Below are 21,078 nucleotides of genomic sequence, written 5' to 3' on the forward strand. Positions count from 1 at the left end.
GATAAATCCGCGATGCGGCCCTCAGGCGAAAATCACACTGCCCTGCCCGCCCGATCCGTGCGCGGGCAACGCTGGTACCGCGCCCGGTAACAGCGGGTAAAGTAAGAAGCCGACTCAAACCCGCAAGCCACCCCCACCTCCAGCACGCTCATGTCGGTCTGGCGCAATAACTGCCGCGCTTTTTCCAAACGCAAACGCAGGTAGAAACCGCTAGGGGTATCGCCCAGATGCAGGCGAAACAACCGCTCCAGTTGCCGACGCGTCACCTGGACGCTTTCGGCCAGCACCTGGGTGTTGAGCGGCTGTTCGGTGTTGCGCTCCATTTCGCCGATCACCTTCACCAGCTTGCGGTTGCTGATGCCATAGCGGCTGGCAATCTGCATACGCTGGTGGTCCTGTCGCTGACGGATACGCCCGAGCACGAACTGTTCAGAAACCTCCACCGCCAGCTCAGCACCGTGGGCCTGTGCGATCAGGTCGAGCATCATGTCGATCGACGCCGTGCCGCCAGCGCAGGTGATGCGCCGCCGGTCGATCTCGAACAGCTCCTGGGTGGCTTGCAGGTCTGGGTAATTCTCGCGAAACGCATCCAGCGCCTCCCAGTGCACCGTGGCGCGATGCCCGTCGAGCAAGCCCGCCTGGGCCAGCACCACGGCGCCGGTATCAATGCCGCCCAGCACTACCCCGCCGTGGTCCAGGCGGCGTAGCGCCTGCTGCAGCGCCGTGCCATAGCGGGCCAAGGGTTCGAACCCGGCCACGATCAACAGCATGGCGCAGGGCTCACCTGCCCCCAGTGCTGCGTCGGCGTTCACCGACATGCCGTTGCTGGCCTGCACTGGCCCGCCATCCAGGCTCAGCACCTGCCACCGGTACAACGGCCCGCGGAAGCGGTTGGCTACCCGCAGCGGTTCCAGCGCACTGATGAACCCCATGGCCGAGAAGCCGGGTAGCAATAGGAAATGAATGATTTGCGGCATTGCATGCTCCACGGCAAAGGTGGTCGCCTCCGTGCAACTGTTGGTCGCCAGGGTGCGATTTTCCACCCTGCCAGCAGCGTAGCGTGTTCACACCGCCCCAAAGAGGCCGGCCCCCATAAAAATATGCACTGCCGATGGAGAGCCACCATGCACAGCTTGATCCGCCGCAGCTTGTTAACACTCGCCCTGAGCAGCATCGCCGTTGCCCCCACCTACGCCGCTGACGCTGCAGCCTGCAAGAACGTGCGCCTGGGCGTGGTCAACTGGACCGACGTCATCGCCACCAGCGCCGTCGCCCAGGTGCTGCTCGACGGCCTTGGCTACCAGACCAAGCAGACCAGCGCGTCACAGCAGATCATCTTCGCCGGTATCCGCGACAAGCGCCTGGACATGTTCCTGGGTTACTGGAACCCGATCATGACCCAGACCATTACGCCGTTCATCGACGCCAACCAGGTGAAGGTACTGGCCAAGCCAAGCCTGGAGGATGCTCGCGCCACGCTGGCGGTGCCCAAATACCTGTATGACAAGGGCCTGAAAACCTTCGCCGACATCCATAAATTCGAGAAGGAACTGGGCGGCAAGCTCTACGGCATCGAGCCCGGCTCCGGCGCCAATACCCAGATCAAGGCGATGATCAGCAACAACCAGTTCGGCCTGGGCAAGTTCCAGCTGGTGGAATCCAGCGAGGCTGGCATGCTCGCGGCGGTAGACCGCGCCGTGCGCCGCAAGGAAGCGGTGGTGTTCTTTGGCTGGACGCCCCACCCCATGAACGTGAACATCGACATGGCTTACCTGGGGGACAGCCAGGGCGCACTTGGGCCTGATGAAGGCCGCGCGACGGTATGGACCGTAACCGCACCCGACTACGCCGAGCGCTGCCCCAACGCCAACCGCCTGCTGGCCAACCTCACGTTCAGCGCCGAGGACGAGAGCCGCATGATGCAACCGCTGCTCGACCACAAGGACGCGCTCGAATCGGCCCGCCAGTGGCTCAAGGACCACCCCGAAGACAAGGCCCGCTGGCTTGAGGGGGTGACCACCTTCGACGGTAAGCCGGCTGCGGACAACCTCAAGCTTACCGCCAACTGATCCGGCCCCTTCGCGGGTAAACCCGCTCCTACAGGTTACGCATAGTCCAGGGGACCAAACGGCCCCCTGTGGGGGCGGGTTCACCCGCGAAAAGGCCAGCACAGACAACACAAGGAACGCGCCATGAACCAAGACGTGATCATCACCTGTGCCCTCACCGGCGCGGGCGACACCGCCTCGAAAAGCCACCTGGTACCCGTCACCCCGCAACAGATCGCCGCTGCTGCCGTGGAAGCCGCCAAAGCCGGCGCCACCGTCGTGCACTGCCACGTCCGCGACCCGCAAACCGGCCGCTTCAGCCGTGACGTGGCGCTGTACCGCGAAGTCATGGAGCGCATTCGCGAAGCGGATGTGGACATCATCGTCAACCTCACCGCCGGCATGGGCGGCGACCTGGAAATCGGCCCCGCTGAAAACCCCATGGCCTTCGGCCCGGGCACCGACCTGGTCGGCCCGCTGGAGCGCCTGGCCCACGTGGAGGCCCTGCTGCCTGAAATCTGCACCCTGGACTGCGGCACGCTCAACTTCGGCGACGGCAATTCGATCTACGTGTCCACCCCAGCCCAGCTGCGCGCCGGGGCCAAACGCATCACCGAGCTGGGGGTAAAAGCCGAGCTTGAGATCTTCGACACCGGCCACCTGTGGTTTGCCAAGCAAATGATGAAGGAAGGCCTGCTGCACGACCCGCTGTTCCAGCTGTGCCTGGGTATCCCCTGGGGCGCGCCCGCAGACACCACCACCATGAAGGCGATGGTCGACAACCTGCCGGCCAATGTCACCTGGGCCGGCTTCGGCATCGGCCGCATGCAGATGCCCATGGCGGCGCAGGCGGTGCTGCTGGGTGGCAACGTGCGGGTGGGGCTGGAAGACAACCTGTACCTCGACCGGGGCGTACTGGCCAGCAACGGCCAGTTGGTCGAGCGCGCGGTAGAGATCATCTCCCGCCTCGGCGCCCGCGTGCTGACCCCTGCCGAAGGCCGGGAAAAGATGAACCTCAAACGCCGCTGACTCTATTGGGAGACAACCATGACCTTCATCACCGAGATCAAGACGTTTGCTGCATTGGGCAGCGGCGTAATAGGCAGCGGCTGGGTGGCCCGCGCCCTCGCCCACGGCCTGGATGTGGTCGCCTGGGACCCGGCGCCGGGTGCCGAGCAGGCCTTGCGCAAACGTGTCGCCAATGCCTGGCCTGCATTACAGCAACAAGGCCTGGCACCGGGCGCGTCACAGGCCCGTCTGCAATTTGTGAGTACCATCGAAGCGTGCGTGCGGGACGCTGACTTCATCCAGGAAAGCGCCCCCGAGCGCCTGGACCTCAAGCTGGACTTGCACGCCCAAATCAGCGCCGCCGCCAAACCCGATGCCATTATCGGCAGCAGCACATCGGGCCTGCTGCCCAGCGAATTCTATGAATCGGCCAGGCACCCCGGGCGCTGCCTGGTCGGCCACCCGTTCAACCCGGTCTACCTGCTGCCGCTGGTAGAAATCGTCGGCGGCAAGCACACCGTCCCTGCGGCCATCGACGCGGCGAAAACCATCTACACCGCCCTCGGCATGCGCCCACTGCACGTGCGCAAGGAAGTGCCAGGCTTTATCGCCGACCGCTTGCTGGAGGCGTTATGGCGCGAAGCCCTGCACCTGGTCAATGACGGCGTGGCCACCACCGGGGAGATCGACGATGCCATACGCTTTGGCGCTGGCCTGCGCTGGTCGTTCATGGGTACCTTCCTCACTTACACCTTGGCGGGTGGCGACGCCGGCATGCGCCACTTCATGTCGCAGTTCGGCCCGGCACTCAAGCTGCCCTGGACCTACCTGCCAGCGCCAGAGCTGACCGACAGGCTGATCGACGATGTGGTGGAAGGCACCTCGGAGCAACTGGGCGAGCGCAGCATTGCAGCCCTCGAGCGTTACCGGGATGACACCCTGCTGGCGGTGCTGGGCGCAGTCCAGGCCAGCAAAGCCCGCCATGGCATGGCGTTTGGTGATTAAGGAGAACTCGATGTCGGCACTGATCACCTACCGCACCCAGGTCCTTGAGGAATGGGTCGATTACAACGGGCACCTGCGCGATGCGTTCTACCTGCTGATTTTCAGCTACGCCACCGATGCGCTCATGGAGTGCATTGGCCTGGATGCAGACAGCCGGGGGCAAAGCGGCCATTCATTGTTCACCCTGGAAGCACACCTCAACTATCTACACGAGGTGAAGCTGGGCACAGAGGTATGGGTGCAAACGCAGATCATCGCTTTTGATCGCAAGCGCCTGCACGTGTATCACAGCCTGCACCGATCAGGGTTCGATGAAGTGCTGTCGGCCAGTGAACAGCTACTGCTGCATGTGGACTTGGCAGGCCCACGATCTGCACCTTTCAGTGAGCAGAGTATCGGACTGCTGCAGGGGCTCGCTCAAGGGCAGCAGGATCTGCCAGCCGCAGTCTACGTACAGCGGGTGATTGGCATTACATGACCCAAAAAATAACCCCGGAAAGCCGTGAGCATCCGGGGCCAAGAGCGAGCAACATCCACTGTGCACGTGTGAGGGTGACCAAACCCTCCGCTTCGGTAGATGGCTTGAGTGTGCGCACTTCATGGCAGGGGGATTTAGCCGGAAACGACCTGTTCTTAGCCAAAGCGGCCACCCCTGCATTCTGAGGTTGCGGGCGTGTCGTACCCGTCACAGAATCGGTCGTAAATCACGCAGCACTCTCTTCGCGATAAAAGGGATAACAGCCATGATGCATGCCGATTTGATTGACCAGGACGACCTCGCAGGCCACCTGCGCGCACGCGGGTTCGACATACCAGCCGGGGCTACCGCGGAGCAGGCGTGCGAAGCTGTGGTGCGCGGGCTCACTGAGCCCAATGCATGGGCGTTGAAAGGGATGGTGGAGCAGATGTACACCGGGAGCGCGACCATTTTGCCGGCGGTGCGCCAGGCAATCGACAAGCAGCTGCTGCCGGCCTTGGCCCAGTTCAGCAAACGCGCCTGAGGGACCTTTTCTCCGTACTGGCCCATTCGCGGGTAAACCCGCTCCCACAGGTACCGAAGACCACAGGCACCTGTAGGAGCGGGTTTACCCGCGAACGAGCCAGTGCCGTGTCAAAGCCTTACGCTGGCAAACGTCGACTCGTTGCGCGCCTGGCTCAAGGCAGCCATCGGCCCGCTGTGGGGCGACAGGGTAATCGCCTGCGGGATCGGCATCATCGCCACCTGCTGGGTGGTGTTGGAGCCCACACGCTCGTCACGCGGCGGAATGCCGAAGTACTCCCGGTAGCACTTGGAGAAGTGCGGCGTGGAAACGAAGCCACACACCGACGCCACCTCGATGATCGACATGGGCGTCTGCTTGAGCAACTGCCGGGCGCGGATCAGGCGCAGCTTCAGGTAGTAGCGTGATGGCGAACAATGCAAGTACTTCTGGAACAGCCGCTCCAGCTGTCGCCGCGACACCGCCACGTAAACCGCCAGCTCGTCCAGGTCGATCGGCTCTTCCAGGTTGGCCTCCATCAGGGCGACGATTTCCTGCAGCTTCGGCTGGTTGGTACCCAGCATGTGCTTGAGCGGTACGCGCTGGTGGTCCTGCTCGTTACGAATGCGCTCGTACACGAACATCTCGGAAATCGCCGCCGACAGCTCACGGCCATGATCGCGGCTGATCAGGTGCAGCATCATGTCCAGCGGCGCGGTACCGCCAGAGCTGGTGAAGCGGTTACGGTCGAGGGTGAACAGGCGGGTGCTCATGTTCACCCGTGGGTAGGCTTCCTGCATGGCGGCCAGGCATTCCCAGTGCACGCTGCAATCGAAACCATCGAGCAGGCCGGCACAGGCCAACGCCCAACTGCCGGTGCACACCGCACCGAGGCGGCGCGACTGGCGGGCCTGGGCTTGCAGCCAGGTGACATGCTCACGGGTAACGGTGCGCTGGATGCCCACGCCGCCGCAGACGATCACGGTGTCGATGGGGGGGGCGCTGTGCATGGCCGCGTCCGGGGTAATCTGCAAGCCATCACTGGCCCAGACCTGGCCACCGTCCACGGTGAGCGTGTGCCAGCGGTACAGCTCACGGCCAGACAGCTGGTTGGCCATGCGCAGCGGCTCCACGGCCGAGGCCAGTGAAATCAGGGTGAAGTTGTCCAATAGAAGAAACCCGATGGACTGGGGTGCTGTGCGGTTCTGGGTTGGGTTCCCGGAGGTGTACGACGTCATCGCGGTTTCTCCTCACACAAATGCAGGGTGTGCCTCAGGCGGGCACTGATTTCTTGTTATTGCCCCGCTTGATGGTGTGCAGGGCTGTTGACCAATATCTACGCAAACGCCGTGCCTGAAATTGAACGGCTATTCGAAAAAACCTGAAAACGACCTATTGAGTCGGCAAAATCAGGCGTTTCCTACAAGTCGGCGACTGCGCCAAAAGCGGCGAGCTAGGCGCCATGCGTGTAACCCCTGAGCAGTTTGGTGACACGGAATGTGCAGGCTGCCCAGAAACGACATTTTTAAGTGTCACCGACAATGCCAACATCGATTGCGACATCTGACGATCGGTAGGGGTAGTGCCGCGCCGAAATGGGGCAGGAAGGGTGCTTTTGCACCTTGTTAAAACGCTTTGGGGCCATTGCGTACTTGCCCGCAATGGCCCGTAACGCCAGCCTGAATACTCAGCACTCGATTGCGCTGACCGCCAGGCCACCGCGCGAGGTTTCCTTGTACTTGTCGTGCATGTCGGCACCGGTATCGCGCATGGTGCGTATAACCTGGTCCAGCGAAATGAAGTGCTCACCATCGCCGCGCAGGGCCATTTGCACCGCATTGATGGCCTTGACCGCAGCAATGGCATTGCGCTCGATACACGGCACCTGCACCAGCCCGCCCACCGGGTCACATGTGAGGCCCAGGTTATGCTCCAGCGCGATTTCTGCAGCGTTCTCCACTTGCGGTGGGGTGGCGCCGAGCACTTCGGCAAGGCCCGCCGCCGCCATGGCGCAGGCCGAGCCGACTTCGCCCTGGCAACCCACTTCGGCGCCGGAGATGGACGCGTTTTTCTTGCACAGGATGCCCACCGCTGCTGCCGCCAGGAAGAAGTCGACAACGTTGGACTCGTTCACCTCATCGCTGAAGCGCATGTAGTAATGCAACACCGCCGGGATGATACCGGCGGCGCCGTTGGTGGGTGCCGTAACCATTCGCCCGCCAGCGGCGTTCTCTTCGTTGACCGCCAGGGCGAACAGGTTCACCCACTCCATGGCGCTCATGGTGGAGCCAATCACATTGGGCTTGCCGATTTCCTGCAGGCTGCGGTGCAGCTTGGCGGCACGGCGGCGGACGTTCAGGCCACCGGGCAACGTGCCTTCGTACTTCAGGCCATTGTTCACGCATTCCTGCATGGCAGCCCACAGCTTGTGCAGGCCCGCGTGGATCTCTGCCTCGCTGCGCCACACCTTCTCGTTGGCCATCATCAATTGCGACACGCTGAGGTCGTTTTGCTTGCACAGGCTGAGCAGTTCGGCAGCGCTGTTGAAATCGTACGGCAGCACCGTCTGGTCGGCGTCCAGCACACCGCTGGCAGCCTGGGCCGCATCCACCACAAAGCCGCCGCCCACCGAGTAGTAGGTGTCGCGGTGCAGCTCGCCCTGCTCACCTTCGGCGACCAGGGTCATGGCGTTCGGATGATAGGGCAGGTTCTCGTCCAGCAGCAGCATGTCCCGGGCCCAGACGAATTCGATGGGGCGGCCATTGTCGAGCTGCAGGGTATTGGTTTCACGCAGGTCGGCGATGCGCGGGGCAATCTGGGTAGGGTCGATTGCATCGGGCCATTCGCCCATCAGCCCCATGATGGTGGCGCTGTCGGTGCCGTGCCCCACACCGGTGGCCGACAGCGAGCCGTACAGGCGCACCTCGATCCGTTTCACGTGGTCCAGCTCGCCACGCTCGCGCAGCCCCTGGACGAACAGGGCGCCGGCACGCATGGGGCCGACAGTGTGCGAGCTGGAAGGCCCGACACCGATCTTGAACAGGTCGAACACGCTGATGGCCATTGTTGAATCACCTCTTGCTGGGCTTGTCTCTGCGCGCCATGCGCAGGGTGGGGCAACTGCTAGGCTCAAACAGCGGCCCACCTTGAATGCACGCATCATCGGGCTTTTACCGCCCCCCTCGCCGTCTGCAACCGACGTAGTTTTGTCCGCCAGCGCCGCGCTGTTCTGGCCTGGTAACAGCGCCCGCTACGCCGTTTTCCAGCGGCCTGGTGACGCAAAAATACGGCCGGAGGGGGAGAAGAACCTATAAGCGACATCGCCAATACTGGATACGACCCGTTGCGTACTGGATACGACCCCACCAGTAGGCGATTGCCCGGCGCTGGAGGATTATCGAAAGCGACTCGTAAAGCACGGCCACGCAACCTGCCCTCTGCAGGCCTGATCGACCGGTCCCTCAGAAGCCCGGCGAAACACGCGAACCCGAAGACAAAATCACAGGAGTCCATCCATGAAAGGTTCACCCTCGCTGTTGCTGGTGGCGTTGCTGTCCGCACCACTGCTGGCCCAGGCTGCAGAGCCCGAACAGTGCAAGGAGGTAAGGTTTTCGGATGTCGGCTGGACCGACATCACGGTAACCACAGCCACCACCAGCGCTGTGCTCGAAGCCTTGGGTTACACGACCCACACCGACATGATCTCTGTTCCCGTTACCTACAAGTCTTTGGCAGACGGCAAAAAACTGGACGTGTTTCTCGGCAACTGGATGCCGACCATGGAAAACGACATCAAGCAGTACCGCGATGCCGGTACCGTCGAAACCGTACGCGCCAACCTGGAAAACGCCAAATACACCCTGGCCGTGCCGCAAGCCTTGTATGACAAAGGCCTGAAGGACTTCAGCGACATTCCCAAATTCAAGGATGAGCTCAAGGGCAAGATCTACGGCATCGAACCGGGCAACGATGGCAACCGCACCATCCAGAGCATGATCGACAAGAACGCCTTCGGCCTGAAGGACGCCGGCTTCACCATCGTCCAGTCCAGCGAAGCCGGCATGCTGTCCCAGGTCGACCGTTCGCAGAAGCGCGGCGAGGCCATCGTGTTCCTGGGCTGGGAACCCCACCCCATGAACAACCGATTCAAGATGCAGTACCTCACCGGCGGGGACGACTTCTTCGGCCCTGAATTCGGCAAGGCAACGGTGTACACCAACACCCGCAAGGGCTACGTGCAGGAATGCAGCAATGTGGGCCAGTTGCTGAAGAACCTGGCCTTCGACCTGAAGGACGAGAGCACCATGATGGGCTACGTGTTGGGCGACAAGATGAAGCCCGACGCAGCCGCCAAGAAGTGGATCAAGGACAACCCCGGCAAGCTGGATACCTGGCTGGCGGGCGTGACCACCGTGGATGGCAAACCTGGCCTGGAGGCGGCCAAGGCGAAACTCACGCAATAAAAGAACTACGCAGTAGCGCTACCTCGGGGCAGGACCGTGCCCGCCCCGGGTTGATTTCAATCTACGCAGGTGGAAGCTCGCTATCATGCTTATCGATCAAAAAATACCGCTGGGCCAGTACATGTCCTCGTTCGTCGAGTGGCTGACCCAGCATGGCGCGAATTATTTCGACGCCATTGCGCAGGGCCTGGAATTCATGATCCATGGCGTCACCAGTGCCCTGACCTGGTTCAACCCGCTCGTTCTCATCGCCCTGTTCGCCGCCCTGGCCCACCTGATCCAGCGCAAGTGGTCGCTGACTGCATTCGTTGCCCTGTCGTTCCTGCTGATCCTCAACCTGGGCTACTGGCAAGAAACCATGGAAACACTGGCCCAGGTGTCGTTCGCCACGGTCGTGTGCGTGGCCATCGGCGTGCCGCTGGGCATCGTCGCGGCGCACAAGCCGATGTTCTACACCGCCATGCGCCCGGTCCTGGACCTGATGCAGACGGTACCCACCTTCGTCTACCTGATCCCTACCCTGACCCTGTTCGGCCTGGGCGTTGTGCCGGGGCTGATCTCCACCGTGGTGTTCGCCATCGCGGCGCCCATCCGCCTTACCTACCTCGGCATCTGCGACGTCCCGCAGGAGCTGATGGATGCCGGCAAGGCATTTGGCTGCTCGCGCCGCCAACTGCTCACCCGTATCGAACTGCCGCACGCGATGCCGAGCATCGCCGCTGGCGTCACCCAGTGCATCATGCTGTCGCTGTCGATGGTGGTGATCGCCGCCCTGGTGGGCGCGGACGGGCTGGGCAAACCTGTGGTCAACGCACTGAACACCGCTGATATCTCCCTGGGCTTCGAAGCGGGCCTGGCGATCGTGCTGCTGGCAATCATGCTCGACCGTATCTGCAAGCAACCGGAACTGCCGGCAAGGGGTGAAGCATGAGTATCATTCGGTTCGAAGACGTCGACGTCATCTTCTCCAACAAGCCGCGCGAAGCGCTGTCGCTGCTGGACCAGGGCAAAACCCGCGAAGAGATCCTCAAGCAGACCGGCCTGGTGGTAGGCGTGGAAAAGGCCAACCTGGATATCCAGAAAGGCGAGATCTGCGTACTGATGGGCTTGTCCGGCTCGGGTAAATCCAGCCTGCTGCGCTGCATCAACGGCCTGAACACGGTCAGCCGCGGCAAGCTGTTCGTGGAGCACGAAGGCAAGCACATCGACATTGCCCACTGCACGCCGGCCGAGCTGAAGATGATGCGCACCAAGCGCATCGCCATGGTGTTCCAGAAGTTCGCCCTGATGCCCTGGCTGACGGTGCGCGAAAACATCAGCTTCGGCCTGGAAATGCAGGGCCGCCCGGAGAAAGAACGGCGCAAGCTGGTAGACGAGAAGCTGGAGCTGGTGGGCCTGGCTCAGTGGCGCAACAAGAAGCCGGACGAGCTTTCCGGTGGGATGCAGCAGCGCGTGGGCCTGGCCCGGGCGCTGGCGATGGACGCCGACATCCTGCTGATGGACGAACCGTTCTCGGCACTCGACCCGCTGATCCGCCAGGGCCTGCAGGATGAGCTGCTGACCCTGCAGAGCAAACTGAACAAAACCATCGTGTTCGTCAGCCACGACCTGGACGAAGCCCTGAAGCTGGGTAGCCGTATTGCGATCATGAAAGATGGCCGCATCATCCAGTACAGCAAGCCGGAAGAGATCGTGCTGAACCCGGCCGACGAATACGTGCGTACCTTCGTCGCCCACACCAACCCGCTGAACGTACTGTGCGGCCGCAGCCTGATGCGTAGCCTGGACAACTGCAAACGGGTCAACGGCTCGGTTTGCCTGGACCCGAGCGGCGATTCGTGGCTGGACCTGGGCGAAGGCAATTCCATCACCCGCGCACGCCAAGGGCAGAACGGGCTGGAAATGCAGAACTGGGCGCCAGGGCAGGCAGTGGAAGGGCTGGGCCGCAGGCCGACCTTGGTGCATGCGGATATCGGCATGCGTGAAGCGCTGCAGATTCGTTACCACACCGGTAACAAGCTGGTGTTGCAGGAGAACGACAAGGTGGTCGGGATTCTGGGGGATACCGAGCTGTATCACGCCTTGCTTGGCAAGAACCACGGTTGACGTGATTGGGGCCGCCTTGCGGCCCATCGCGAGCTTTGCTCGCTCCTACGGGGAATTGCGCAGCAGCCCCAATCAATGGCTCAACGAACGACGATCCCGCGCGAAGCCATGTAGGCCTTGGCCTCAGGCACCGTGTACTCGCCAAAGTGGAAGATACTGGCCGCCAGCACCGCACTGGCGTGCCCTTCCAGGATGCCATCGGCCAGGTGTTGCAGGTTACCCACACCGCCCGAGGCAATCACCGGGATGCTCAGCGCATCGCTGATGGCCCGGGTAACGCCCAGGTCAAAGCCGTTTTTCATGCCGTCCTGGTCCATGCTGGTCAACAGGATTTCACCGGCCCCCAGCGCTTCCATCTTCATCGCCCACTGCACAGCATCCAGCCCGGTCGGCTTGCGCCCGCCATGGGTGAAGATCTCCCAACGGGGTTGTTCACCAGGGCCAGAAACCTGCTTGGCATCGATTGCCACCACGATGCACTGCGAACCGAAACGGTCCGCCGCCTCGCCAACGAACTCCGGGTTGAACACCGCAGCCGTGTTGATCGAAACCTTGTCGGCACCGGCATTGAGCAGGTTGCGGATGTCCTGCACGGTACGCACGCCGCCGCCCACGGTCAGCGGGATGAACACCTGGCTGGCCATGCGCTCCACGGTATGCAAGGTAGTGTCACGGCCATCGACGCTGGCGGTGATGTCGAGGAAGGTGATTTCGTCGGCACCCTGCTCGTTATAGCGACGGGCGATTTCCACGGGGTCGCCGGCATCACGAATGTTCTCGAACTTGACGCCCTTGACCACGCGGCCGTTGTCCACGTCCAGGCAAGGGATTATGCGTTTGGCTAAAGCCATGGGTCAGGCTCCTGACGGCAGCTGCAAGCGGCAAGCTTCAAGCTTCAAGTGAAGAGCGGCTGGTATAGCGCTCACCCTCTTGCAGCTTGCAGCTTGCCGCTTGCCGCTCTTAGTGGTTGTCGCAGAAGGCCTGGGCCTCGGCGACGTCGAGGGTGCCTTCGTAGATGGCACGGCCGGTGATGGCGCCGATGATACCCGGGGCCTTGGCGTCCAGCAGGGCCTTGATGTCGCCCAGGTTGTGGATGCCGCCCGAGGCAATTACCGGGATCGAAGTCGCTTCGGCCAAGGCCTTGGTGAAGGGCACGTTGCAGCCCTGCATCATGCCGTCCTTGGCGATGTCGGTATAGACGATCGCCGAGACGCCATCGGCCTCGAAGCGCTTGGCCAGGTCGATCACCTGCACCGAGCTGACTTCGGCCCAGCCATCGGTGGCGACGAAGCCGTCCTTGGCATCCAGGCCAACGATGACCTTGCCAGGGAACGCCTTGCACGCCTGGGCAACGAATTCAGGTTCCTTCACCGCCTTGGTGCCGATGATCACGTAGCTGACGCCCGCCCTGACATAGTGCTCGATGGTTTCCAGCGAGCGGATGCCGCCGCCGATCTGGATCGGCAGGGTGGGGTAACGCTTGGCGATGGCAGTGACCACTTCACCGTTGACCGGCTGGCCTTCGAAGGCGCCGTTGAGATCGACCAGGTGCAGGCGGCGGCAGCCACCTTCGACCCACTTGGCGGCCATGCTCACCGGGTCGTCGGAGAATACCGTGGAGTCTTCCATGCGGCCCTGGCGCAGGCGCACGCAGGCGCCGTCCTTCAGATCGATAGCGGGGATAATCAGCATGTGTGTTCCTCAAAATTCACAAGCTGCAAGCCTCAAGCTACAAGCTTGCACGCGGTTGTTCGAGCTGCGCGCTCCTGCTTGGCGCTTGCAGCTCGAAGCTTGAAGCTGGGGTTTAAAAGCGCCCGTCCCAGGCAACGAAGTTCTGCAGCAGCTGCAGGCCATGGGTATGGCTTTTTTCCGGGTGGAACTGCACGGCGAAGCGCGAGCCATCGGCCAGGGCGGCGGCGAAGTCGACGCCATAGTGGCCACGGCCGACTACCTGCCCCGGCTTGCCGGCATTGATGTAGTAGCTGTGCACGAAGTAGAAGCGCGCCCGGTCAGGGATGTCGTGCCACAGCGGGTGGTCGATGCTCTGGCTGACTTCGTTCCAGCCCATGTGCGGCACCTTCAGGTGCTCGCCGTCTTCTTGCAGGCCTTTGCCAAAGAAGCGCACCTGCCCAGGGAACATGCCGATGCAGTCGACACCGTCGTTTTCTTCGCTGTGCTCCAGCAGGGCCTGCATGCCTACGCAGATACCCAGAAACGGGCGGTCCTGGCTGACTTCGCGCACCAGGCTGTCAAAGCCCAGGCGGCGGATTTCGGCCATGCAGTCGCGGATGGCGCCCACACCGGGGAACACCACGCGGTCAGCCTCACGGATGACAGCGGCGTCGCTGGTTACCACTACCTTGCCGGCACCGACGTGCTCCAGCGCCTTGGCCACCGAGTGCAGGTTGCCCATGCCATAGTCGATTACGGCTACCGTCTGCATTTACAGGCACCCTTTGGTGGATGGCATCTGCCCGGCCATGCGCTCGTCGAGGGTGATGGCCATGCGCAGCGCGCGGCCGAAAGCCTTGAACACGGTTTCGATCTGGTGGTGGGTGTTGTGGCCACGCAGGTTGTCGATGTGCAGCGTCACCAGGGCGTGGTTGACGAAGCCCTGGAAGAATTCCTGGAACAGGTCGACATCGAAGCCACCGACGCTGGCACGGGTATACGGCACATGCATCTGCAGGCCCGGGCGCCCGGAGAAGTCGATGACCACCCGCGACAGGGCTTCATCCAGCGGCACGTACGCATGGCCATAGCGGAAGATGCCTTTCTTGTCGCCGATGGCCTGGGCGAACGCCATGCCAAGGGTAATACCGACGTCTTCGACGGTATGGTGATCGTCGATATGCAGGTCGCCCTTGCACTCGATATCCAGATCGATCAGCCCGTGGCGGGCGATCTGGTCCAGCATGTGTTCAAGGAAAGGCACACCGATATCGAATCGGGCCTTGCCACTGCCATCGAGGTTGATCGAGCACTTCACCTGGGTTTCCAGGGTGTTGCGCTCGACGGAAGCCTTACGTTCGACCATCACCAGCTCCGCAAAAATCATGGGGCGAAAAGGGCTCCATTATAGGCCCAGATGGCGCCGGCTTGGAACGCGCATGACATATGGCAGGGCCAGTAATTGCGGGGGATGGATGGCGTTACAGGTCTATACAAGTGGGTAGGGCCGCCAGGTGCTCGCCGCTAGAGGTCTGTACCCGTGAGATCGAGCGCCGCCCGCGCGGCGCATCGCGAGCTGCGCTCGCTCCTACGTTTGTTTCGGGCCAATTAGGCCTGCGCCATTGGCGCGCGGACGCCTTGGCGTATGTCGCGATATCGTGTCGTATGCACCAGGCGTGACTGGCCCGAAACAAGCGTAGGAGCGAGCAAAGCTCGCGATGCGCCGCGCGGGCGGCGCTCGATCTCACAGGCGCCGCACTCGCCACGACGAACACCTTGCAGCCCCCTGCGTCCCTGCCGGAAGGCCGCCCACCCGCGATCAGGTCAATGGAACAACACAGCAGTCTTCTGCAAGGTGATCCACACGCCCCACGCCAGCGGCACAACCACCACCGCCCACGCCAGCAACACCAACGGCAGGCTGCCCGGTGCAGGCTTCCACTCCAGCGAGCGTGCCTCATCGGCGCCCTTGTCATGGCTGAGCGCACGCTCGGCGGCGAGCTCGGCATCGGTCATGAAGTGCTTGTCTGCCACCGGGCGTACCAGCATGTTGCAGATGAAGCCCAGCACCAGCAGGCCGGCCAGGATGTACAGCGTCATGTCGTAAGCCGCCGCCCGCGCCACGCCCGCCGCCAGCTGCGACTCGCGCAGGTAGGTGATGAGCACCGGCCCCAGTACGCCCGCCGCCGCCCAGGCAGTCAGCAGGCGACCATGGATGGCGCCGACCATCTGCGTACCGAACAGGTCAGCCAGGTAAGCCGGCACGGTGGCAAAGCCACCACCGTACATCGACAAGATGATGCAGAAGGCCGCGACGAACAGTGCCACGTTGCCCAGGTGCCCCATGTTCGGCACCAGGCTGTACAAGCCCACGCCCAGGGCAAAGAAGGCGAAGTAGGTGTTCTTGCGGCCGATGTAGTCCGAGAACGACGCCCAGAAGAACCGCCCACCAATATTGAACAGGCTCAGCAAACCCGTGAAGCCCGCAGCGATGGCTGCAATCTGCGCCAGTTGCGCGGCGTTCAGCTCGCTGAAGGTCAGCTCGTTGCCCAGCAGCTTGCCGGCGAACACTTCCTGCAGCAGGGGCGAAGCCATGCCGATAATGCCGATACCGGCCGACACGTTCAGGCACAGCACCAGCCAGATCAACGCGAACTGCGGTGTTTTCCAGGCCACGCTGACGTGCACGTGGCGGTCGGTGACCATGCTGTTGCCTGCTTTCTTCGCAGGGGCAACCCAGCCTTCGGGCTTCCAGCCGGTTGGCGGCACCCGGTACGCCAGGGCGCCGGCGGTCATGAACACAAAGTAGATCGCCGCCATGACCACGAAGCTCTGCCACACGCCCACTTCATGCGCGTTGCCGAAGTGGCCCATCAGCGCAGTGGCCAAGGGTGCACCCACCATCGCGCCGCCGCCAAAGCCCATGATCGCCATGCCGGTGGCCATGCCGCGTTTGTCCGGGAACCACTTGATCAGCGTCGAAACCGGCGAGATATAGCCCAGGCCCAGGCCGATACCGCCAATAACCCCCGAGCCCAGCCACATCAGCCACAGCTGATGGGTTTTCACGCCAATGGCAGAGATGAGCATGCCGCCGCACCAGCACAGGGCCGATACCAGGCCGGCTTTACGCGGGCCCGCGTGCTCCAGCCAGCCGCCCAGCACGGCCGCCGAGCAGCCCAGGAAGACGAAGAACAGGGTGTAGATCCAGCTGAGCATCGAAATCGGCCAGTCGCAGTCGGCACTGAACAGCTTGGCGATGAAGCTCATGTCCGGGGCACACGCCACCGGTGCGCTTATACCCAGGGCCTGGGACAGCGGCAGCCAGAACACCGAAAAGCCATAGGCCATGCCGATGCACAGGTGAATGGCCAGTGCCGCCGGCGGTACCAGCCAGCGGTTGAAGCCCGGCCGGGCGATAATGCGCTCCTTGGACAGGAAGCCTGGCGCGCTGGCCGGTGCCCCCGTCGAGACAGTAGTACTCATGGACGTGATCCTTTTTTTATAGGTAAGTGCAGGCAAAGCGGCGCAAGGGTAGCAGCATCAGCGCTGGATGAAAGCAATCTGATATCGCTTATTGTGGCGCAGCTGAACCGGTCCTGCCTGGCAAGATCCAAACATCCCTCTGCTTGCCACAGCGGCAGTGCCGATTGAAGCCGTCCTATCCGATGCATGCGTAGGATAGGCGCTGCGGCGCTATACTCTGCCGCTTGAATTCAAAATCGGACTACAAGGACTCGCCCATGAAAGCGTTCGGCAAAATCCTGGGCCTCGGGCTTCTCGGGTTGTTGCTGATCATCGTGGCGCTGGGCTTCGCCCTGACCCACCTCTTCGATCCCAACGACTACAAAGACGAGATTCGCCAGCTGGCACGCGACAAGGCTCATGTGGAGCTGACCCTCAACGGGGACATCGGCTGGAGCCTGTTCCCATGGCTTGGGCTGGAGCTGCATGAAGCCAGCATCGCCACCCTCAACACGCCCAAGGAGCCCTTCGCCGACTTGCAGATGCTCGGCCTGTCTGTGCGCGTGCTGCCTTTGCTGCGCCGCGAAGTGCAGATGAGCGATGTGCGCGTCGAAGGCTTGAACCTGACCCTGGCCCGCGACGAACAGGGCCACGGCAACTGGGAAGATATCGGCAAGCCGCTGCCAGCCCAGGGCGAGCCGGGCAAGGCTGCGCAAGCCGACGCCACGCCTGCGGCCGGCGCCCAGCCTCGGCCTGCCGACGGTAACGAGCGCCCGGTGAAGCTGGATATCGACAGCCTCACCGTGAACAACGCCCGCGTGCAGTACACCGACGCGCGCACCGGCAACAGCTACAACGCCGAAAGCATCCAGCTGAGCACCGGCCCCGTGCATGAAGGCGTGAACATCCCGCTCAAGGCCAGCGCCTTCATCAGCGCCAGCCAGCCGAACATCAAGGCCCGCACCGAGCTTGCCGGCGAGCTGCGGTTTGACCGCAAGCTCAAGCGCTACAACCTGGAGGACATGCGCCTGTCGGGCGAAACCTCGGGTGAGCCTACCGGCGGCAAGACCGTAACCTTTGCCGCCCAGGGCCAACTGCTGCTGGACCAGGGCGCCAACGTAGCCTCGTGGAACGGCCTGAAGGTGTCGGCCAACCAGCTGCGCGCCCTTGGCGAGCTGAACCTGCGTGACCTGGATAACGCGCCGCAAGTGAGCGGCGGCCTGTCCATCGCCCAGTTCGACCTGCGCGCGTTCATGGACAGCATCGGCCACCCGCTGCCAGCCACCAATGACGCCACGGCATTCACCAAGCTGGAACTGGTGACCCGCCTGCAAGGCACGCCTGCCAGCCTGGCCCTTGAAGACCTGGCGGTGAAGCTGGACGCCAGCGCCTTCACCGGCCGCGTAGCCATCGAGGACTTCGCCAAGCAAGCCCTGCGTGTGCAATTGAAGGGCGACACCTTCGACGCCGACCGCTATCTGCCGGCCAAAAGCCAGGAGGCCAAAGGCGCCACCGCCGCGCGCCAGGCCGAAGTGCAGCAGCAGGAGGCCAGTGCCGTGGCTGGTGCCGGCAGCACGCCGCTGCCCAACGCCCCCACCCAGGTTGCCTGGAGCAATGACAAGCTGCTGCCGGTGGACCGCCTGCGGGCCCTGGACCTGCAGGCCGACCTGAGCTTCGGCGCCTTGACCCTGGACAAGCTGCCGATCAGCAATGCCCGCCTCACCGCCAACGGCCAGGGCGGCCTGCTGACCCTGCAAACCCTGCGCGGTGACCTGTACAACGGCAGCTTCGAGGCCAAGGGCACGGTCGACGTGCGCCCTGCTGTGCCGCAACTGGGGGTGAACACCCGTATCCAGCGGGTGCCGGTGGAGCACTTCATCAAGACCGACGGCAAGCAGCAGACCCCGCCGGTGAAAGGCCTGCTGACCCTGTCCAGCGACCTGACGGCCACCGGCAACAGCCAGAAGGCGCTGGTGGACACCCTCAACGGCAACGCCAACTTCACCATCAATGACGGCGTGCTGGTCAATGCCAACCTGGAACAGCAGCTGTGCCAGGCCATCGCCACGCTCAACCGCAAGTCGCTCAGTGGCGAACCACGTGGCAAGGACACCCCGTTCCAGGAGCTGCGCGGCAGCGTGGTGGTGCGCAACGGTGTGGCCAGCAACCCGGACCTGAAGGTGCGTATCCCTGGCCTTACCGTGAACGGCCACGGTGACGTGGACCTGCGCGTGCTGGGCATGGACTACAACGTGGGCGTGATCGTGGAAGGCGACCAGCGCGCCATGCCCGACCCTGCCTGCCAGGTGAACGAACGCTACGTGGGTGTGGAACTGCCGCTGCGCTGCCGTGGCCCGCTGGAGCTGGGTGCCAAGGCCTGCCGCCTGGACCAGGAAGGCATGGGCAAGGTCGCGGCCAAGCTGGCCGGCAACCGCCTGAAGGACAAGATTGATGAAAAGCTCGATGAAAAACTCGGAGACAAAGTGAGCCCGGAACTTAAAGACGCGCTCAAGGGGCTGTTCAAGCGATGACCCCCGAGCAGTTCTCCAGCGCTGTGCTGGGCTGGTATGACCAGCACGGCCGCCACGACTTGCCCTGGCAACAGGGCATCAACCCGTACCGGGTGTGGGTGTCCGAAATCATGCTGCAACAAACCCAGGTGAGCACCGTGCTCAACTACTTTGACCGCTTCATGCAGGCGCTACCGACCGTGCAGGCGCTGGCCGAAGCCCCGGAAGACGAAGTGCTGCACCTGTGGACGGGCCTGGGCTACTACACCCGCGCCCGCAACCTGCAGAAGGCCGCCAGAATGGTGGTAGAGCAGCACGGCGGGGAGTTCCCGCGCAGCGTCGAACAGCTCACCGAGCTACCCGGCATCGGCCGCTCCACCGCCGGGGCCATCGCCAGCATCAGCATGGGCATCCGTGCGCCGATCCTGGACGGTAACGTGAAGCGCGTACTGGCGCGCTTCACCGCCCAGGCCGGCTACCCGGGCGAGCCCAAGGTCGCCAACCAGCTGTGGGCAACGGCCGAGCGCTTCACCCCGCAACAGCGCGCCAACCACTACACACAGGCGATGATGGACCTGGGCGCCACCCTGTGTACCCGCAGCAAGCCCAGTTGCCTGATCTGCCCGGTGCGCAGTGGCTGCGAGGCGCACCTGCATGGCGAAGAAACCCGCTACCCCGAGCCCAAGCCACGCAAGGCCTTGCCGCAGCGGCGCACGCTGATGCCGCTGCTGGCCAATGCCCAGGGCGCCATCCTGCTGTACCGCCGCCCCTCCAGCGGCCTGTGGGGCGGGTTGTGGAGCCTGCCGGAGCTGGACGACATCGCCCAGCTCGACGACCTGGCCTACCAGCACGGCCTGCGCCTGGCGGGCAGCCGCGCCCTGGGCGGCCTTACCCACACCTTCAGCCACTTCCAGCTGGCCATCGAGCCTTGGCTGGTGCGCGTCGACCCGGTCGGCGAGCACGTGGCCGAGGCCGACTGGCTCTGGTATAACCTCGCCACCCCACCCCGCCTGGGCCTCGCTGCCCCGGTGAAGAAGCTGCTGAAACGCGCAGCCGACGAACTGATTGCAGGAGATGCCTGATGACCCGCACCGTGATGTGCCGCAAGTACAACGAAGAACTGCCCGGCCTGGACCGCCCGCCCTACCCCGGCGCCAAGGGCCAGGACATCTTCGATCACATCTCGCAGAAGGCCTGGGCCGACTGGCAGAAACACCAGACCATGCTGATCAACGAAAAGCGCCTGAACATGATGAACGCCGAGGACCGCAAATTCCTCCAGGCCGAGATGGACAAGTTTTTCGCCGGCGAAGAGTACGCCCAGGCCGAAGGCTACGTGCCACCCTCGGAATGACCCCAAGGAACGTAAGCGACGGAATTGATTTAAAATTTTTTCAAAAAGTCGTTGACGAGCGGTCTGAAAGTCTATTTAATTCACCTCGTCGCCCAGATAGCTCAGTCGGTAGAGCAGAGGATTGAAAATCCTCGTGTCGGCGGTTCGACTCCGTCTCTGGGCACCACCTTCAGCTTCTGGTGGTTGCAAAGTCACCCGAAGCGACAACAAGAAACCCGCCTAGTGCGGGTTTTTTGTTGTCCGTGAAAAAAGATTGCCGTCTTCGCAGACATTCAATGGTCACCCATCGCAGATACCAGTGGCCTGTCTTGACCAACATCAAAAAGCCATCCCTTCCTCACCCTTAGCATGTCTTGTGGAACCCGTACCGACTGCGCAAGGACCTCCATGAGCGAAGACGCCCCCCTGCAACTCCCCGCCCCCCCGCGGGGCGGCGGGGGGGGGGGGGGGGGGGGGGGGGGGGGGGGG

The 21,078-nt window shown here is 63.1% G+C and carries 19 protein-coding genes and 1 tRNA gene; 12 read left to right on the top strand and 8 right to left on the bottom strand.

Going from position 1 to position 21,078, the window contains the following annotated elements:
- Positions 1 to 32: 32 nt before the first annotated feature.
- Complete coding sequence (locus tag IAE33_RS03450; RefSeq protein ID WP_028635291.1) at positions 33 to 977, bottom strand: GlxA family transcriptional regulator; 945 nt, start codon at positions 975 to 977, stop codon at positions 33 to 35.
- A gap of 147 nt (positions 978 to 1,124) precedes the next feature.
- Here IAE33_RS03450 and choX (IAE33_RS03455) point away from each other — a divergent pair, with 147 nt between their 5' ends.
- From choX (IAE33_RS03455) to IAE33_RS03475, 5 genes are all read left to right on the top strand, one after another.
- Positions 1,125 to 2,069, top strand: a complete 945-nt coding sequence (gene choX / locus IAE33_RS03455) for a choline ABC transporter substrate-binding protein (protein WP_201162198.1) — start codon at positions 1,125 to 1,127, stop codon at positions 2,067 to 2,069.
- Positions 2,070 to 2,192: 123 nt separating this feature from the next.
- Positions 2,193 to 3,077 (top strand): 3-keto-5-aminohexanoate cleavage protein, encoded by an 885-nt coding sequence (locus IAE33_RS03460; protein WP_201162200.1) that lies wholly within the window; start codon positions 2,193 to 2,195, stop codon positions 3,075 to 3,077.
- Positions 3,078 to 3,095: 18 nt separating this feature from the next.
- The gene (locus tag IAE33_RS03465; protein WP_201162202.1) at positions 3,096 to 4,061 is read left to right on the top strand and encodes an L-carnitine dehydrogenase; all 966 of its coding nucleotides are present in this window, start codon (positions 3,096 to 3,098) and stop codon (positions 4,059 to 4,061) included.
- Between the two features lie 10 nt (positions 4,062 to 4,071).
- Complete coding sequence (locus IAE33_RS03470; RefSeq protein WP_201162204.1) at positions 4,072 to 4,539, top strand: thioesterase family protein; 468 nt, start codon at positions 4,072 to 4,074, stop codon at positions 4,537 to 4,539.
- A 265-nt stretch (positions 4,540 to 4,804) separates the two neighbouring features.
- Positions 4,805 to 5,062, top strand: a complete 258-nt coding sequence (locus IAE33_RS03475; RefSeq protein WP_201162206.1) for a hypothetical protein — start codon at positions 4,805 to 4,807, stop codon at positions 5,060 to 5,062.
- A 110-nt stretch (positions 5,063 to 5,172) separates the two neighbouring features.
- On the opposite strand, the gene IAE33_RS03480 is transcribed toward IAE33_RS03475, so the two are convergent.
- Complete coding sequence (locus IAE33_RS03480; RefSeq protein WP_028635297.1) at positions 5,173 to 6,279, bottom strand: GlxA family transcriptional regulator; 1,107 nt, start codon at positions 6,277 to 6,279, stop codon at positions 5,173 to 5,175.
- Positions 6,280 to 6,728: 449 nt separating this feature from the next.
- Entirely contained in the window at positions 6,729 to 8,105 is a 1,377-nt protein-coding gene (locus IAE33_RS03485; protein ID WP_028635298.1) for an L-serine ammonia-lyase, read from the bottom strand.
- A gap of 451 nt (positions 8,106 to 8,556) precedes the next feature.
- Here IAE33_RS03485 and choX (IAE33_RS03490) point away from each other — a divergent pair, with 451 nt between their 5' ends.
- The 3 genes from choX (IAE33_RS03490) (at position 8,557) to choV (ending at position 11,610) form a co-directional block, all read left to right on the top strand.
- Positions 8,557 to 9,504 carry a choline ABC transporter substrate-binding protein gene (choX, locus tag IAE33_RS03490; protein ID WP_201162208.1) on the top strand — a complete coding sequence of 316 codons (948 nt, stop codon included), beginning with the start codon at positions 8,557 to 8,559 and terminating at the stop codon, positions 9,502 to 9,504.
- 82 nt (positions 9,505 to 9,586) lie between these two features.
- Positions 9,587 to 10,435, top strand: a complete 849-nt coding sequence (choW, locus tag IAE33_RS03495) for a choline ABC transporter permease subunit (protein WP_174435893.1) — start codon at positions 9,587 to 9,589, stop codon at positions 10,433 to 10,435.
- Positions 10,432 to 11,610 carry a choline ABC transporter ATP-binding protein gene (choV, locus tag IAE33_RS03500; protein WP_060482826.1) on the top strand — a complete coding sequence of 393 codons (1,179 nt, stop codon included), beginning with the start codon at positions 10,432 to 10,434 and terminating at the stop codon, positions 11,608 to 11,610. The genes choW and choV overlap by 4 nt, the downstream gene beginning before the upstream one ends.
- A gap of 80 nt (positions 11,611 to 11,690) precedes the next feature.
- Here choV and hisF read toward each other — a convergent pair whose 3' ends face one another.
- The 5 genes from hisF to IAE33_RS03525 all read right to left on the bottom strand — a co-directional run bounded on the left by hisF (position 11,691) and on the right by IAE33_RS03525 (position 16,767).
- Positions 11,691 to 12,461: an imidazole glycerol phosphate synthase subunit HisF gene (hisF, locus tag IAE33_RS03505; RefSeq protein WP_028635302.1), complete on the bottom strand. Its 771-nt coding sequence runs from the start codon at positions 12,459 to 12,461 to the stop codon at positions 11,691 to 11,693.
- Positions 12,462 to 12,570: 109 nt separating this feature from the next.
- Positions 12,571 to 13,302: a 1-(5-phosphoribosyl)-5-[(5-phosphoribosylamino)methylideneamino]imidazole-4-carboxamide isomerase gene (gene hisA, locus IAE33_RS03510; protein WP_028635303.1), complete on the bottom strand. Its 732-nt coding sequence runs from the start codon at positions 13,300 to 13,302 to the stop codon at positions 12,571 to 12,573.
- A 112-nt stretch (positions 13,303 to 13,414) separates the two neighbouring features.
- Positions 13,415 to 14,053, bottom strand: a complete 639-nt coding sequence (hisH, locus tag IAE33_RS03515; RefSeq protein WP_060482824.1) for an imidazole glycerol phosphate synthase subunit HisH — start codon at positions 14,051 to 14,053, stop codon at positions 13,415 to 13,417.
- Positions 14,054 to 14,647: an imidazoleglycerol-phosphate dehydratase HisB gene (gene hisB, locus IAE33_RS03520; protein ID WP_028635305.1), complete on the bottom strand. Its 594-nt coding sequence runs from the start codon at positions 14,645 to 14,647 to the stop codon at positions 14,054 to 14,056.
- 458 nt (positions 14,648 to 15,105) lie between these two features.
- Positions 15,106 to 16,767 (bottom strand): OFA family MFS transporter, encoded by a 1,662-nt coding sequence (locus IAE33_RS03525; RefSeq protein WP_201162210.1) that lies wholly within the window; start codon positions 16,765 to 16,767, stop codon positions 15,106 to 15,108.
- Between the two features lie 257 nt (positions 16,768 to 17,024).
- Between IAE33_RS03525 and IAE33_RS03530 the strand changes: the two genes are divergently transcribed.
- The 4 genes from IAE33_RS03530 to IAE33_RS03545 all read left to right on the top strand — a co-directional run bounded on the left by IAE33_RS03530 (position 17,025) and on the right by IAE33_RS03545 (position 20,776).
- Positions 17,025 to 19,277, top strand: a complete 2,253-nt coding sequence (locus tag IAE33_RS03530) for an AsmA family protein (RefSeq protein ID WP_201162212.1) — start codon at positions 17,025 to 17,027, stop codon at positions 19,275 to 19,277.
- Complete coding sequence (mutY, locus tag IAE33_RS03535) at positions 19,274 to 20,338, top strand: A/G-specific adenine glycosylase (RefSeq protein WP_201162214.1); 1,065 nt, start codon at positions 19,274 to 19,276, stop codon at positions 20,336 to 20,338. Before IAE33_RS03530 ends, mutY begins: the two co-directional genes overlap by 4 nt.
- Positions 20,338 to 20,610: an oxidative damage protection protein gene (locus IAE33_RS03540; protein ID WP_028635309.1), complete on the top strand. Its 273-nt coding sequence runs from the start codon at positions 20,338 to 20,340 to the stop codon at positions 20,608 to 20,610. The genes mutY and IAE33_RS03540 overlap by 1 nt, the downstream gene beginning before the upstream one ends.
- Positions 20,611 to 20,700: 90 nt before the next feature.
- Positions 20,701 to 20,776, top strand: a tRNA-Phe gene (locus IAE33_RS03545).
- Positions 20,777 to 21,078: the final 302 nt, after the last annotated feature.

Source organism: Pseudomonas sp. S60, assembly GCF_016647865.1.
Classification (GTDB): Bacteria; Pseudomonadota; Gammaproteobacteria; order Pseudomonadales; family Pseudomonadaceae; genus Aquipseudomonas; species Aquipseudomonas parafulva.